11 protein-coding genes are annotated in these 16373 nt (G+C 31.9%); 4 read left to right on the top strand and 7 right to left on the bottom strand.

All coding sequences use genetic code 11. The features are described from left to right. Nucleotides 1-7 precede the first annotated feature (7 nt). The 3 genes from KQA_RS0210320 to KQA_RS0210330 all read left to right on the top strand — a co-directional run bounded on the left by KQA_RS0210320 (nt 8) and on the right by KQA_RS0210330 (nt 4486). A complete protein-coding gene (locus KQA_RS0210320) occupies nt 8-1885 on the top strand; it encodes a TonB-dependent receptor plug domain-containing protein (RefSeq protein WP_081483252.1) in 1878 nt (625 codons plus the stop codon). A 14-nt stretch (nt 1886-1899) separates the two neighbouring features. Further along, a complete protein-coding gene (locus KQA_RS19575; protein WP_010180798.1) occupies nt 1900-3018 on the top strand; it encodes a YncE family protein in 1119 nt (372 codons plus the stop codon). A gap of 172 nt (nt 3019-3190) precedes the next feature. Next, entirely contained in the window at nt 3191-4486 is a 1296-nt protein-coding gene (locus tag KQA_RS0210330) for a voltage-gated chloride channel family protein (RefSeq protein WP_010180800.1), read from the top strand. A 27-nt stretch (nt 4487-4513) separates the two neighbouring features. Here KQA_RS0210330 and KQA_RS0210335 read toward each other — a convergent pair whose 3' ends face one another. The 6 genes from KQA_RS0210335 to KQA_RS0210360 all read right to left on the bottom strand — a co-directional run bounded on the left by KQA_RS0210335 (nt 4514) and on the right by KQA_RS0210360 (nt 12565). Then, the gene (locus tag KQA_RS0210335; protein ID WP_010180802.1) at nt 4514-6946 is read right to left on the bottom strand and encodes a glycoside hydrolase family 2 TIM barrel-domain containing protein; all 2433 of its coding nucleotides are present in this window, start codon (nt 6944-6946) and stop codon (nt 4514-4516) included. 44 nt (nt 6947-6990) lie between these two features. After that, nucleotides 6991-8511, bottom strand: a complete 1521-nt coding sequence (locus KQA_RS0210340) for a sulfatase-like hydrolase/transferase (RefSeq protein WP_010180805.1) — start codon at nt 8509-8511, stop codon at nt 6991-6993. Nucleotides 8512-8703: 192 nt separating this feature from the next. Beyond that, complete coding sequence (locus tag KQA_RS0210345; RefSeq protein WP_010180806.1) at nt 8704-9072, bottom strand: cupredoxin domain-containing protein; 369 nt, start codon at nt 9070-9072, stop codon at nt 8704-8706. A 93-nt stretch (nt 9073-9165) separates the two neighbouring features. Further along, a complete protein-coding gene (locus KQA_RS0210350; protein WP_010180808.1) occupies nt 9166-10008 on the bottom strand; it encodes a helix-turn-helix domain-containing protein in 843 nt (280 codons plus the stop codon). Nucleotides 10009-10220: 212 nt separating this feature from the next. Next, nucleotides 10221-11240 carry a cytochrome d ubiquinol oxidase subunit II gene (locus KQA_RS0210355; RefSeq protein WP_010180810.1) on the bottom strand — a complete coding sequence of 340 codons (1020 nt, stop codon included), beginning with the start codon at nt 11238-11240 and terminating at the stop codon, nt 10221-10223. Further along, nucleotides 11237-12565 carry a cytochrome ubiquinol oxidase subunit I gene (locus tag KQA_RS0210360; RefSeq protein ID WP_040396282.1) on the bottom strand — a complete coding sequence of 443 codons (1329 nt, stop codon included), beginning with the start codon at nt 12563-12565 and terminating at the stop codon, nt 11237-11239. The genes KQA_RS0210355 and KQA_RS0210360 overlap by 4 nt, the downstream gene beginning before the upstream one ends. A 212-nt stretch (nt 12566-12777) precedes the next feature. On the opposite strand from KQA_RS0210360, the gene KQA_RS0210365 reads away from it, so the two are divergent. Continuing rightward, complete coding sequence (locus KQA_RS0210365; RefSeq protein WP_010180814.1) at nt 12778-15153, top strand: hypothetical protein; 2376 nt, start codon at nt 12778-12780, stop codon at nt 15151-15153. 18 nt (nt 15154-15171) lie between these two features. Here KQA_RS0210365 and KQA_RS0210370 read toward each other — a convergent pair whose 3' ends face one another. Then, complete coding sequence (locus tag KQA_RS0210370; RefSeq protein WP_010180816.1) at nt 15172-16365, bottom strand: Pycsar system effector family protein; 1194 nt, start codon at nt 16363-16365, stop codon at nt 15172-15174. Nucleotides 16366-16373 lie beyond the last annotated feature (8 nt).

Consider the following 16373-nt stretch of genomic DNA (forward strand, 5'->3'; position numbering starts at 1 on the left):
GAAATTTATGATGAAAATGTATGTAGCCTCTATACTGGGGATGGTTTGTTATTTAAAATCAGTTGCTCAAAATGATTCCATACAACGTTTGGAAAAGGTTACTGTACATCATAATAAAGATAAAAGGAAACAAGGTCAAGGTCAAAAATTAGTTAGACTTTCTACAGAACAGGTGGTTAGAAACCCAACTAACTTTACGGAAACATTACGATATAATAGCCCTATAGCATTTAGAGATTATGGTAATGGTGGAACTAGTTCAGCTCGGTTTAGAGGAACTTCGGCAACTAACACGGCAGTATTATGGAATGGCTTAAGTATTAATGCAGTAGGTAATGGACAAACAGATTTTAATGCATTATCAGCCAGTACTACCGATGAAATTATAATTATTAGTGGAGGATCAAGTACTACATTTGGTTCTGGTGCTATAGGAGGAGTTATTCAATTGAATGATGATTTGCATTTTAAATCACATCAAAATTTTCAACTTTTTTCGAGTTATGGGAGTTTTAATACATCATCCAATTTTTTTAAAGTAAATGTAGGGGGCCATAAATTAGCTTTAAAAGTTGCTACCACTATTAATAGGTCAGACAATGATTATGAATATATAGACACACGTTTTAAAGATGAAAATGATAATCTGTTAAAAAATGAGAATGCCAATTATAGAAACTATGGTATAAATACCAGTTTAGGATATAAATTTTCAAATACAAATAAGCTGTTTTTTTATACAACGGTTTACAGAAGTAGTAGGTTGTTTTCTGCGGGATTGCCTAATCCTTCATCGGGAAGTGAACGAAATCAAGATTTTTATCAGAGAAATTTATTAAAATGGGATACTAAATTTTTAAATTTTACACAATCATTAAAGTTAGGTTATTTAACAGAGGAATATAGATATTATAGTAATAAAGATGCGATAAATTTTGATTTAGGTAAGTCTAAAAAACAGGTCGTAGATTATTCATTAATATACCGTTTATCCAACCAATGGGATATAACATATTTTATGCTTTATGAAAACACTATAGGTAATACAGATACCATAAATAGACGCCGAGAATCTTTAGGTTTAGGGGGGCTTTTAACATTTGCTCCAAATGAGAAAACCATAGGAACATTAGGGTTTAGAAAAGAATATAATTCTGATTTTTTAGTACCTGTTTCAGTAACATTAACAGGTGAAAAATCAATTTTCAATAAGTTTAAATTTAAGACAAGCTTATCTACAAACTATAGAGTGCCTACTTTTAATGAATTGTTTTGGCCAGTTGTAGGCAATTCAGAACTGACTCCAGAGCGTTCAAAACAGATAGATTTTGGCTTTAATTTTACTAATAAGCTTTTAACCTTATCGGGGACTTATTTTTTTATAAATATTAAGGATAAGATTATTTGGAGACCCATAGGAACATCTAATTTGTGGAGGCCTAAAAATTTGGATGATGTAATAAATAAAGGTTTTGAAATTGCGTTGAAATTTAATTTTAAAGTTTTAAAAGCGCATAAATTTTCGATAAATACAAATTATGTATATACACAAGCAGAAAACACAAAAACGGGTAAACCACTTATTTTTGTGCCTTTAAATTTAGTCAATTACAATATTGATTATAATTATAAGAGATTTAACCTTTTTGCACAAGGTTTATATCAAAGTAAGATATATACAACAGAGGATACTATTGATTTTCACTCGTTAGACGTTGTTAATGTTATGAATATGGGGGTAAATATCTTATTGTATCAAAAGAAAAATCACAATTTAGTTCTGGGTAGTAAAGTGAATAATATTTTTAATAAAGTATATTATTTTACCAATTTAAGGCCCATGCCTGGAAGAAATTTAAATGTAAATATTAATTATAAATTTTGAATAAAATGAGAGTTATGAAGTCAATTTTTAAAATGCTTTTAATAAGCGTTTTGATAATATCATGTAGCGGCGATGATACTAATATTATAGAGAAGACAAAAGAAATAGAAGTAATTAAAGAAATAGAAGTTACACCAGACACAAAATTTGATGGCGGTTTCTTTGTTAGCGCCGAAGGGAATTTTGGAATGAAAGATGGATCAATTTCATATGTAACTAATGATTTAAGTACGACGACTAATTTTATCTACAATAAGGTGAATGGAGTTCAATTGGGAGGTCTAATTCAATCAATAACTTATAACGGTGATAATGCTTATGTTATTTTAAATGATGCGGCTACATTGGTAATAATTGATAGGGTTACTTTTAAAAGAAAAGCTGTAGTGACTTCGGGGTTAAAAAATCCAAGATATATGGCTGTCATCGGAACTAAAGGTTATATTACTAATTGGGGTGAAGGTGCAGATGAAAATGATGATTATGTAGCTATATTGGATTTAACAACAAATAAATTAGAGACTAATACCATTTCTTTAGCAAATGGAGTGGAACAAATTGTATCTAAGGATGATAAATTATTTGTGTCTCATAAAGGAGCTTTTTCATCAAATAATATCGTATCGGTAATTGATACATCATCAAATAATAGTGTTTCTACAATAACAGTTAAAGATAATCCAGACGATATGCTATTTACTGAAGATGGTAGTTTAGTAGTATTGTCTGAGGGTAGGGGGACTGCTTTTGGAGGAGCTCCTTTTTTCGAAGTATTAGAGCGTACTACTTCAGCGATTTCATTTATTGATACAGATACCAATGAAATAAAAAAACAATGGGTTTTTGACGAGAATAAAGGCTCGGCATTATTGGCCTATACAAAAGGGAATCTATATTATGTATTAGGAACTGACGTAATCGAAATAGATGCGGAGGCTACAGATCTATCCGCTTCAAAAGAAGGTATAGCCGTAGGAAATGTTTATGGGATGAATGCTAAAGAAGATAAGTTGTATACAGTTAGCGCAGCTTTTACGATATTTAGTGAGCTTAAAATATTTGATATTCCTTCAAAATCTGCAATTTTTTCAAGTTCTGTAGGATTAGGAGCATCAAAAATCTACTTTGAATAGTCTTTTTTCTATTTTTAATCAAGGAATATTTTGGGGCGTTATTTGATTATTAAAATGATCAAATAACATGAACTGTCTAAACAATAGTGTTTGTTTAGGCAGTTTTTGGTTTATATAGTTTTGAATTTAAATAAAAGGAAACAATTATATTTGTGCCCATACAAAATGAACTATGCTATTAAACACTATTAAAGGATTACAATACCCAGCTATTTTAGCGTATTTATTAAAATGGTTGCTTATCGCATTAATTGTGGGTGTTGCTGTTGGTGGCGCTTCAGCGTTTTTTTTAATTAGTTTAGACTGGTGCACTACTTATAGAGAAGCGCATACTCAACTAATATGGTTATTACCAGTAGCAGGTTTTTTAATTGGTGCTTCCTATTATTATTGGGGGAAAAGTGTGGTTCGCGGAAATAATCAGTTATTGGATGAATACCATAAACCAGATAAAATGATTCCTTTTAAAATGGCTCCTTTGGTATTATTTGGAACTTTAGGAACACATTTGTTTGGTGGGTCTGCTGGGCGTGAAGGAACAGCAGTACAAATGGGAGGCGCTATAGCAGATCAATTATCAAGATTTATATCCATTAATTCATTAGATCGAAAAATCTTATTAATCATGGGGATTAGTGCAGGATTTGCTGCTGTTTTTGGGACCCCATTAGCCGGTGCTATTTTTGCTTTGGAAGTATTGTTAATTGGTCGTGTTCGCTTTGAAAGTTTAGTGCCTAGTATTTTAGTAGCGATTATTGCCGATCAAGCTTGTCGTTATTTTGGAGGTACACATACCGAATATTTGGTAAATAATATTCCTAATATGTCCTTACTAAACATTACGTTGTCCTGTGTTGCAGGTATATGCTTTGGTATAATAGCGCGTCTATTTTCAAAAGGGACACATTTTTGGAGTAGCCAGTTTAAAAAGTTCAATTATCCGCCTTTACGCCCAGTTATTGGAGGAATTGTTATTGCTATAGTGGTTTTTTTGATGGGAACTACCAGGTATATAGGTTTGGGTGTTCCAGTAATTGTGGAATCTTTTACAGAAGCTATTCCACCTTATGACTTTTTGTTAAAACTACTATTTACCACATTTACATTGGGAGCAGGATTTAAAGGAGGGGAGGTAACTCCATTATTTTTTGTTGGAGGAGCTTTGGGGAATGCTTTAGTTTGGTTTTTACCTTTACCCATGGATTTATTGGCGGCTATGGGTTTTGTGGCTGTTTTTGCAGGAGCGACTAATACTCCTATTGCGTGTACCTTAATGGGAATTGAATTATTTGGTATGGAAACAGGTCAATATGTGGCTGTAGCATGTTTTGTAGCTTATCTTTTTTCGGGACATAGTGGTATTTATAGTTCTCAAATTATCGGAAGTTCAAAACATCCAATTTTTGACTTAGAAAAAGGAAAGCTACTTTCCGAGGTGGTTTTGTTCAGAAAGCAGCCTAAAAAATAATTTTTTTGGAGTAGTGGTTTTAAAGTTTTAGAAGCTTACTTCATTGACTTTATTAAACTCTTTAGAAGTTACTTTTAATATAGCTTTTTTACTAGTATCTAGTTTTTCTAAAATTACGACACATTTTCCATGGTAAGCTTTTCTGTAATTGGCAACAAAAGGTTCGTGGCTTTTATTATTACCATTGCCAACTCCAATGATTTTTGCGTTTTGGGTTTCGAAATTGAGTAAGCTTTGAGCGGTTGGAACAAAATGATTGTTCTTATCTTTTAGTATTACTTCTACGTAAGTGATATCATTAGAATCCGTAACATTTAAATCAAGGTTAGTTGGCTTTAATGCAGTATGAATGATTTCGGTTTTACTAATTTTTCCATTAGTGTAGGCTATAGCTTTTAATTCTCCGGGTTGGTATGTGGTTTCCCAAGCTAATAATTCACTTGAATTCATGTTATTTTTCTTTTTTCCTAAAGAAGTACCATTAACAAATAATTCCACCTCCGAAGCATTAGAAAAAGCGTTAACAGTTATTTTTTCACCTTCATGACCTTTCCAATTCCAATGAGGAAATATATGAAGCATAGGTTTAGCGTTCCATTGAGATTGGTAATAATAAAAACCATCCTTAGGGAAACCGGCTAAATCAATAACTCCAAAAGTTGAAGACCTTGCAGGCCAAGGATAGGGAATGGTTTCTCCTAAATAATCCCAACCAGTCCATATGAATTCGCCCATAATATAGGGGCGTTCTTTAACGGCTAACCAAGCTTTCATTCCTATACTATAATAGCCTCTGTTTTTTAAAAATTTGTGTGTGTCTTTGTGTTCAATGGGTAAATTAGCTTGTAGGGCTTGCGGTCTATTTAAAAAAGGGTAGTACTCCCCTCGATTAGCAATCATTTGTGCTGAAGTATGTTCGGTAACTATCATTTTACGATTAGGGTAATTTTTATGTTCCAAATCATAATCTTCGGGATCTGCATAATTGTAGCCCGGGACGTCCATTTCGCTTACAGTTTCATTAATAGGCCAGGCATCCCAACCATAGCCATTTACTCCACAAGTTACTGGGCGATTATCATATTTGTGTACCACGTTTACCAGACGTTTGGCAATTTCAATACCGGATTCGTCTTTCATTTGGTCAATTTCATTTCCAACACTCCACATAAAAATACTTGGATGGTTACGATCCCTAAGTACAAAATCGCTTAAATCTTTATCACTCCATTTTTTAAATAGATGTGCATAAAAAGTAACAGGAATACGAATTTTTTCACCATTTTTTCTAAAAGTAGCAGGTTCTTTAACTACTTCCCATTCATCAAAAGCTTCGTTCATTACTAGCATTCCCATTTTGTCACAGGCATCTAAAAATTCTGGAGCAAATGGGTTATGAGCTGTACGAACTGCATTTGTGCCCATTTCTTTTAAAATTCGTAATTGACGCTCATAGGTGGTTTTTTTGGTAGCAGCTCCCAATGGACCACCACCATGGTGTAGGCAAACTCCTTTTATTTTTAATGGTTTACCGTTTAAAATAAATCCTTTTTCCGAAGAATATTCCATATTTCGGATTCCAGTACTTATTTTTTTACTATCAATAATCGTATTATTTATAAGTAAAGAAACCTGAGTAGTATAGAGGTGAGGGGTGTCAATATTCCACAATTTGGGGTTTTGAACATTTAAGAGTAGTTCTTCTTTAAGTTGAGAGTTACTAATTAGTGAAATATCCTTTGTTTTTGTAGCAATGACTTCGTTTTTAGCATTCAAAAGTTCCACTTTATAAGTTGCATCTATTCCTTTTTTGGAGGTATTTTTAACAGTAGTTTGTACTAAAACATTAGCACTCTTTTCTGTTACTTTAGGAGTAGTTACTTGTACTCCCCATGTTGGAATGTAGGTTTCGTTTTTTACAATTAAATGCACATTTCGGTAAATTCCATTACCAGAATACCAACGAGAACCAGGTTGTTCGCTATTATCAAGTTTAACCGTTATTATATTTTCATTATTAAAGTTGATAAATGGTGTTAACTCATATTCAAAAGGAATATAACCAAAGGGACGTTTGCCTAAATGATTTCCGTTAATCCATACCTCGGCATTTCGGTAAGCCCCTTCGAAGTGTATAAAAACCTTTTGATCTTTTTTAACTTGCGAAAGGTCAATTTTTTTTCGGTAATAAGCGATACCAGTAGGTAGCCAAGCACCTCGAGAAAATGAAGGATTGTCTTTTGAAAAAGCACCAGAAATACTCCAGTCATGGGGTAAATTTACGGTTTGCCACTCAGCATCGTCATATTCGTTTTTTTGAGCATCTGGAATATCGGCTTGGATGAATTTCCAGTGATTATTTATTATTTTATCAAAACTTTTTGCGTTTTTTATTTTCTGCCCACAGGCAAAACAAAAAAAACTTAAAAGTATGGGAAGTATGCTGTTTTTTAAGTTCATAATGAATTGGATACTAAGTTAACATTGCTTTGTTATGACTATAATTATTGTTGGTAATAATTTAATTGCTTAATGTTTAGTGTATCATTCATTTGTAACTGTAATTCTTTTAAATCCTTAAATAAGGAAATAATTTTATTACTATAGTTCGTATTTAACGATAAGTTGTTCATTTCTTCGGGGTCATTATTCAAGTCAAAAAGTTTTATTTTTTTTGCTATAGGATAAACCAATAACTTAAATCCATCTTTTCGGATCATACGTTGAACATTAAGGTAAGCCCCGTAAATACTTTTGTAATTGCTTTGTTGTTGATTTCCTAAAGCTAATTTTTTGAAGCTGTTAAAAAATAAGTATTCAGGTTTTTGAATACCCGCTATTTCCAAACTTGTAGCCATAACATCCTGTAGGTATACATCAGCATTAACCTTTTTATGTTTAGGAATATCGGGTCCCATAATAATTAATGGAGGACGTAAACTATGGTCATATAAATTTTGTTTCCCTAATAAACCATGTCTTCCCATAGCTAAGCCATGATCTGCCGTAAAAATGATATACGTGTTTTTGTCTTTTCCCGATGCTTTGAGCGCTTCTAAAATTTTACCAATTTGGGCATCTAAATGCGTAATACTTGCATAATATTCTTTGATATGAACTTTGGTAGCATATTCTGTTCTAGGAAAAGGGGCAAGGGCTTCATCACGTAAATGATCTCCATTGGCTATTTGGTGTCTATCCGGATATTCTGGCAACCAGCTTTTTGGTAAACTAATGCGATCCAAATCATACATGTCCTGATATTTTTTTGGTGCCTGTCGTGGATCATGTGGCGCATTAAAGGCTAAATACATGAAAAAGGGATCTTCCTTTTTTGATGCCATATCTAAAAATGTAGTAGCATCCTGAGTAAGGACTTCGCTCCAATGTTTTCCTCCTTGCCAAAAACCTCCAAAAGAAGTGTTTGTAGGTGTCCAAGTAGTATCAAGTTTACTTAAGGGCCTGTTGTAACCAACGGGCATAATCGTAGCACTTTTGGCATTAGGAATTTTAGAGATTGAATCAAATTTAGCAATCATTTGAGAGTGATTCCATGCATCTTTTGGCATTCCTGGTCGTTCATGTACTACTTTTTGAAATACTTTTGAAGCTGGAGCATCCACATGCCATTTTCCTGTCATGTACGTGTTATAGCCAGCAGTTTGCATTAATTTACCCCAAGTTTTATTTATGGAATCTCCTTTTTTCCAGTGTTGTCTAAATTTGTTGGCATGCCAAACTGATCTGCCAGAAATCATCATAGCTCTTGATGCGGCACAAACGGCTCCACTCCAGGACCCCATATTATAAGCATGGGTAAAAGTGGTACCATTAGTAACAAGTTTGTCTAGATTAGGCGTGATAATTTCATTATTCCCTAAAGCATTAATGGAGGAATACGTCTGATCATCGGTAAAAATGAAAAGTATGTTTGGTTTAGTGTTATTTTTGACTACTTCCTTTTTGTTGTTGCAACTAGTTAGAAAGAGCGGTAGTATAAAAAGGAGTTTTATAAAATGGTTCATTATAAATTAGAATATTTGGATGCTTTTATTTTTAAGTGAAATATACTATCAAATAGTACTAAATAAAAACAACAAATGACTTATAAATCAGTACAAATGATTTATCTGAACTTGTTTAAGAACCATAAAAAAATAAAGGTTCGATGCATAAATTACATCGAACCTTTTCTGAGCTTAATTAGCTGTTATTAATTACTCAACAATAATTGTATACTGTGGAGTTGGGTTTAATGGGCAAAAGTAAGTATACTTTCCTTTTTTCAATTCAACTTGTTTTGAAGATTGAGTTTCACCTTCTTTTACAGTTTTTTGAACGTAAGCATTTTTAATGTGGTTTTCTGCATTTGATGCATCTTTACCAGCTTCGATTAAAACAAATCCAACTTCATGATCAACACCTTTGTTTACAATGTCAAATACATAAGTACCTTCAGATAATTTTAATTCTTTAACAGTAAAGTCTCCTTTAGTTTGTTCTAGTGTAACTGTTTTAACGTCTTGTGCAAATGCAGCTAATGTGAAAGCGAAAAATAATGTTACTAAACTGATTAATTTTTTCATGTTTTTAAATTTTGAATAATTTTAGATTAATTTTACACTACAAAAGTCGATAGTTTATCTGTATACTTTCGGTGTGTTTTTCCTGTAAACATGTCAATTTTTCCCGATAGCTTCTTTTTTGAATGCTCTAGGTGAAACACCAACACTTTTTTTAAATAATTTGCTAAGTTGAGAAGCATCATTATAGCCTAAATGGAAGGCTATTTCTTTAAAAGATTGGTCAGAATAATTTATTAAACGTTTAGTTTCTAATATGATACGTTGCTGTATTATTTGTAATGGGCTAGTTTTTAGTTGATTAAAGTTATTGGATAATGTTTTTGGGGATTTAAAAAGTTTGTCGGCATAGAATGAAACTTGATGTTCAGTTTTAAAATGTTCTTCAACTAATATGTTAAATTGACGTAATAAATCTTGTTTTGGTGCACTTTCGTTAGAAGCGGTTTGTTGTGATTTTAATAAACGAGTAGAACGTATAATAAAGTTTTTAATTAGTATCCGCAGCATTTCTGCCTGTATTGAGTCAGCGGTAGAGATTTCATCTATAATATCGTTATGTAATGAGTTAAATTTAGAAATTTCTTCTGCGCCAAGCGAAAAAATAGGATTCACATTGTGAGAAAAGAAAAGTACGCCCATGCAATTCACCTCTTTGTCATGATCCTTGATACAATAAAATTCACGATTAAATTGATACATTATTACCTGATCAGTATGATTAATACAACTAAGGTGCTGATTAGGGGTTAAAGAAATAATTTTATCTGGTTCAACGCTTACTTGAATACCATCTATAGATAATTTTAGGAGGTCTTTAGTTGCTCTTATAAAAGTAAAAGCCTCAAGCTTTTTTTCTGTAGCATACTTTTCCAATAATTGATGATCCCCAACAGTGAGCTTTGCGTTGGTATGCGGTTCATTAAAACTATATATCATAAGTTATTTAATTAGTAACCAGATGTACTATTTATTGTGAGTAAAAATGAACTAGTTCGATTCGTTGATTTATTTTGGAACATTTTTATTCGTATTTATTTCAAAATAGTTCATATGTCCTATGTTTACGAAGTGATAGTCGTTGGTTAACTAAAACACTTACTTTGGTATACAGGTAATTAGTATACTATTATATAAAAAAATAATGAGTTTTAGCGTTCCAGTATTTTAATCATTTTAAATGATTTTAATAAATGAAATAAGCCAGGCAAAATAACGGATCCACCAATAATAAGTGAAATGCCTAATACTTTAATAACACTATTAGGGGCTATTTCATTTAAAATATTTATACTCCCCGATGTGGTAAATAGCATATTGGGGAAAATAGGCGCTAGTGCTGCAATGAGTATTAATAGTACTTGAATACCTGCAAAAAATCGACTGTAAATACGACGTTCATTTTTTATACTCATCCACAATGGGTAGAGTAATACTGCAGATATGCTTATGGCGCTGATAGTAATATAATTGTGTAGAAAAATGTTAATAAATGGAATATCCATATAAAAACCATAACAAATAGTTATAAAACCTACGATAACAACAATAACGGTAGCAATAATGGCTTTTCTAACATAAATTTTTCGAGTTTCATTTTCAGCCTCGCCAATTAAAAGTACCGATGATAAAAAAGCGCAAAGTGATGCAAAAAATAGACCAGTAAATATGGAAAATCCATTGAGCCATGAGTCTATATACAATGCTTTAAATGAATATGGTATGATAGAGTCAGCAATAATTATTTTTCCACTGAGTAAGGCTCCAAAGGTGATCCCTAAAAAAATAGGAGTAACCAGGCTTGATATTTTAAACATCCAATCATATATGATTTGAGAATTGTCTTTAAAAGCATCATAATGTCTAAAAACAAAAGCAACACCTCGGAGTGTTATTCCTAAAAGCATAAGGGTTATTGGGATGTGTAATGAAATCATTAAAATGTTATAAAATGAAGGGAATCCTACCCAAAGGATAACAATCATGATAATAATCCATATGTGATTGGCTTCCCAAACAGGACCCATTACACGGTAGACTGTTTTTTTTGTGATGGCTTGATTTTCTTTTGAAGAAAACAATTCAACAATCCCAGCTCCAAAATCGGCTCCAGCTAATAATACATATAGCAACAATGAAAAAGCTAGAAAAAATAAAACAACGTATATCATAAGGAAGTAGTGTTAGGAGTGGAGTGATCAGTTGAGTTCAATGCTTTTATTTGTCTACTCATTAACCAAGTAACAGCAATTGTGAGTGAGGTATATACCAAAATATACATATAAAAGCTATATATGATTCCAGGAACTGGAGTGACAGCATCTTTGGTTTTCATAATTCCATGAATGATCCACGGTTGTCTACCTACTTCGGTAACAATCCAGCCAGCTTCAAGAGCAATGAACCCCATAGGAGCTAATAGGCTAAAAAGTAACCAAAAGTATCGTTTGTTAAACCATTCTTTTTTTCGTGAAAGCGTTATAAAAAATAAGATGCCAGCAAACAATAACAAAGTACCAAGTCCTACCATAATTTGAAATGCATAATGCACAATGGCTACTTTAGGACGTTCATCAGCAGGAAAATCATTTAATCCTTTTACTTCGGCATCAAAATCACCGAAAGCTAAAAAAGATAAGGCTTTTGGTATAGCAATTTTGTAATTTACCTCTTGCTTTTCTTCATTTACAATACCTCCAATATACAAAGGAGCACCTTTTTCTGTATGGTAATGAGCTTCCATAGCGGCTAATTTAGCAGGTTGTCTTTTGGCTATATCCTTAGCAGAAATATCCCCACTAATAGGTTGTAAAATAGCTGCGATAGCTCCAAAACTTAGGGCTATTTTAAATGCTTTTTTATGTAAGTCAATATTTCGTTTTTTTAGTATTTGATATGCATGAATACCAGCTACTGCAAAACCAGTTGCCGTAAAGGCTGCCAGTGTCATATGCAAAGCTTGAGTAAACCAAGCAGGATTAAATAAAGCACTTATTGGATCAATATTTAAAAACTGTCCATCAATGTAATCAAAACCTGATGGAGCATTCATCCAACCATTGGCCGACACTACTAAAATTCCCGATGCAACACCAGAAATACCGACAATAATACCTGTAAACCAATGGAATTTTTCGTTAATTTTATCCCATCCATATAAATAAAATCCTAAGGCCAATGCTTCTACAAAAAAGGCTGCACCTTCCAATGAAAATGGCATACCAATTATAGGGCCTGCATGCTTCATAAACTCGGGCCAAAGTAATCCAAGTTCAAATGAAAGCGCTGTACCAGAAACTGCACCAGTAACAAAAAAGATAGCCACTCCCTTTTGCCATGATTTAGTTAATTTTAAGTAGATTGGATCTCGAGTTTTTAGCCATTTTTTATGAGATACAACCATGAAAAATGGCATTACCATTCCGATGCAAGCAAACACAATATGAAAGATTAATGTAAAGGCCATTTGTAGTCTTGCTGCATCTAAATTTTCCATACGTAAAATTATTTTAAAATTGCTTTGGTAAAGATACATTAGCATGCGATTTTATGTCTTATTTTTGCAGAAATATTGGACCTAAAAACCTATAAATAAAAGTTAAAAAAATGTCAGTTGAAACTTACTTTTTCGACTATGGTTTTTTATTAGTAAATTAGTAAATGTTTAAGTGTGTTTATCACAGGCTATTAGGTTGAATAAATAGTAATATGAAGTATTTAAATGACAATATAGAGTCGCCTTTTATATTAAAAGTAAGTTTTAATAGTTACTTGAATCGTTATGAAGAATTAGCGAAGAGTAGTGATGCCTTTTTGTCTGCTAAGGCGCAACGAATTTTAGAAGTACAAGCACCTTATCCTATTTTAAGAGAGGGGTTTAGTGATATATCATTGTTAAGTAAATACGAAAAAGAAATACAATTTATTTTACAAGATGCCTTTAGCGAGGTACTCACTTTGAATGAAATTAAAACGGCTTCGGTTCCTTTTCATAATTATATTTTTAATACATCTCAACGTTTCAAGAATATTTTAGCTGCAGCAGGAGATGATTTCGAACTTACTATTGAAAACATACCCGAAGATGATCGTTATATAATTGCTTGTACCATTATATTAAACTTTTGTTATGGCTTTAATATAAATATCAAGCGTCCTTTTTTTTATAAAATACCTGATTCAAATGGAATTATGCGTTATTATAAAATTTTGTATAACGCAGATTTTATGGAGATTCATCCTACAGATAAGGCAACACCAATAATGCAAAGTGATTTTGATGAACTTTTAGATAATTATGATAATATAGATTTATGGAAAGAAAAATTTCCCGAGAATAGTTATTTATTTAAGGGGTTTGTGATATCAAATATTTTTGATGTTACCGACGATCAATCTATTTCTAACATAAAGTCTAATTTAATTGGAAGTGATAAAAAGAAGGATGGAAATTTTATAAACCAATTCGAATCTATATTCCAGTCACTGCTTAATATTAAGGATTTAAAAGTAGGTTTTTCAATATATAATGATGAAGAACAAACATTTGAGCGTGTTTATGGCACTAAAATGAATAGCTTTTTATTACATAATTCTGACACAAAAAAGTGTAAAACTTGCTTGTGTGATTGGAGTCATAAACGTTTACTAAAAGAAAATAAATATGTGGCGATATCTGATGTGGATAAAATGTATGATAAATTTGATGATAAAATACCTCAAATAGGCATATTACAGCAACAGCAAATTAAGAGTGCTATTTTAGCACCTGTAGCTAATGAAGAAGGTTTATTTGGTGTTTTAGAATTGGTTTCGAGCAAATCAAAAGTACTTAATAGTATAAATGCGAATAAATTAATTGATGTAATGCCACATATTATAGCGGCTGTTGAGCATTCAAAAGAAGAAGAAGAAAATTTAATAGAAGCTATTATACAGAAAGAATGTACATCCATACATCCTAGTGTGCATTGGAAATTTAAGAGTGAAGCTAAAAGATATATCAGAGAACAATTAAATGGAAATCAAGTTTCATTTAATAAATTAGCTTTCAAAGAAGTATATCCTTTATATGGGCAGATAGACATCAAAGGATCTTCGGAGGCACGTAATTGGGCAACAAAACAAGATTTGTCATTACAGTTACAAAGCGCTAAAGAGGTGCTTAAAAGTGCTTTTAGTTTAGATTCACTACCAGTGTATGAACAATATTTATTTCAAATTGATACTTTTTTACAGGATTTAGAAAAAGGATTTCAAGTAGATAGCGAACAAAAAATAACTTCTTTTTTAAAGAAAAGCATTAATAAACTTTTCAAGCATATAAAAAAGACGTCACATTTATCAACACAAATAAAACAATATTTTGACAGTGTTGATAGTGAATTACATGTACATTATAATCATAGGAAAAATTATGACGAAACGATTACTTTAGTAAATAAAAGGATGGCTGCTTTATTAGATGTAAAGCAGATAGATGCGCAAAAAATGTATCCTCATTATTTTGAACGTTATAAGACAGATGGGGTGGAGCATAGCATGTACATAGGGGAGTCAATTACAAAAGAGGATAGTTTCAATTCTTTGTATTTATATAATCTAAGGTTATGGCAATTACAAGTAATGTGCGAAATGGAAAATACTTTTTATCAAATGCAACCTAATTTCCCCGTAGCCATGGACGTTGCATCAATGATTTTAGTATTTAATACACCATTAACAATCAGTTTCCGAATGGATGAAAAGCAATTTGATGTTGATGGAACTTATAATGCCCGTTATGAAGTTGTTAAAAAGCGTGTGGATAAAGCCTATGTAAAAGGAACAAATGAGCGCATTACCCAAAAAGGAAAAATCGCCATTGTGTATTCGCACAAAGAAGATGAAAGAGAGTATTTGAAATACATTAACTTTTTACAATCAAAACAGTATTTAGATACGGATGTTGAAATTGTTGAGCTAGAGGATTTACAAGCGGTAACAGGGTTAAAAGCCATTCGTGTTAGTGTATTGTACAAACAGAATCTAACAGACAAACAAGTATATACTTATGATGATTTAATGAAAATAATTAATGAATAATATAGCTGTCCATTATTACTATGCATAATAATGGAAGGCTATTGAAAAGGCACTTGCGCTGATAACAATACCTATAATAAAAAAGGTATAAGTAATTCTTAAAATTTTATATTTTCGATCAAGTACTTTTCCTAAAAAGTATAAATCTTTCGTCATTGATCCATACAAATAATCCTTGTCGTGCATAAGCTCATTCATAGCCCATTCAAATTCGTCAAGTTTCATTTTATGAAAATTACCAAAGAAAAGTAAATTCACTTTTTTATTTTTAACATCCTCCTTATTGAATTGCCCACTAGTAACATTAGGACGAGTAGCCAATACCGAAAGAATCATAGTGATTATAGTAAAAATCACAAAAATAACAGTAGGGTAAATCAAATAAGTATTTGAAGGATTGTCAAGTTTAGGAAGTAAATTGGCTAGTACAAGTGAAACAATTATGGCATTCACGGAGAGTAAAATATTTGCTTTGGTATCAGCAATATCACTGAGCGAAATATGGTTTCGTAACGTAACACGAAACATAGTTTCAATTCCTCGTTCGGGTAATATAGCTTTGTTTTGTTTGAATGAAAGTTCGGCTTTTTTTAATGCTGTTTTTTGAGCATCTGCCTTTAGTTTTTTTAAATCTTTTGTTAATTTAATTAAATTTTTATGTTTTCTTTTTTGCCAATTTTCAATGGCATAATTGGTATAAAATTGATGTTGTTGTGTTGAAAAATCAATGTTTTCTTGTGTCCATTCAATATCAGATAAATTTTTATTGAGTGTTAATTCCCATTCCGCTCTTAATAAATCACTCTGGTCAAAAAAATCTTTAGATCCAAAATGTGCACAATCGGCATCTCGAATAATTTTTTCTAAATTATTTTGAGGTTCATGTCCCATTTTAGTTGCTATAATAAGCTGAAGTATGATGCTTATTTGTGCCGCTGTCAAAAGGCTATCTTTTAAATGTTTTTTAGCAAGACTTACACTAGCTTCTTCATGATTAAGTTTATCTTTAATATAGCCAATATCGTGTAACCAAGCTGCTAGAGTAATTAGCTGAGTGTCTGTTTCGTTGAGTTGTTCTCCTTCACAAATTTCAATTACACTATTGACCACATTTTTAGTATGACTAAAACTATGATACAAAAAAGTTTGTGGTAAATTATTTTGCAGTAATTCAGAAACGTATTTTTCTGTTTCAAAGATTAAGCTTTTCATTTAAAAGA

Origin of the sequence: Aquimarina agarilytica ZC1, assembly GCF_000255455.1 — a bacterium.
In the GTDB taxonomy this organism is placed as follows: Bacteria; Bacteroidota; Bacteroidia; order Flavobacteriales; family Flavobacteriaceae; genus Aquimarina; species Aquimarina agarilytica.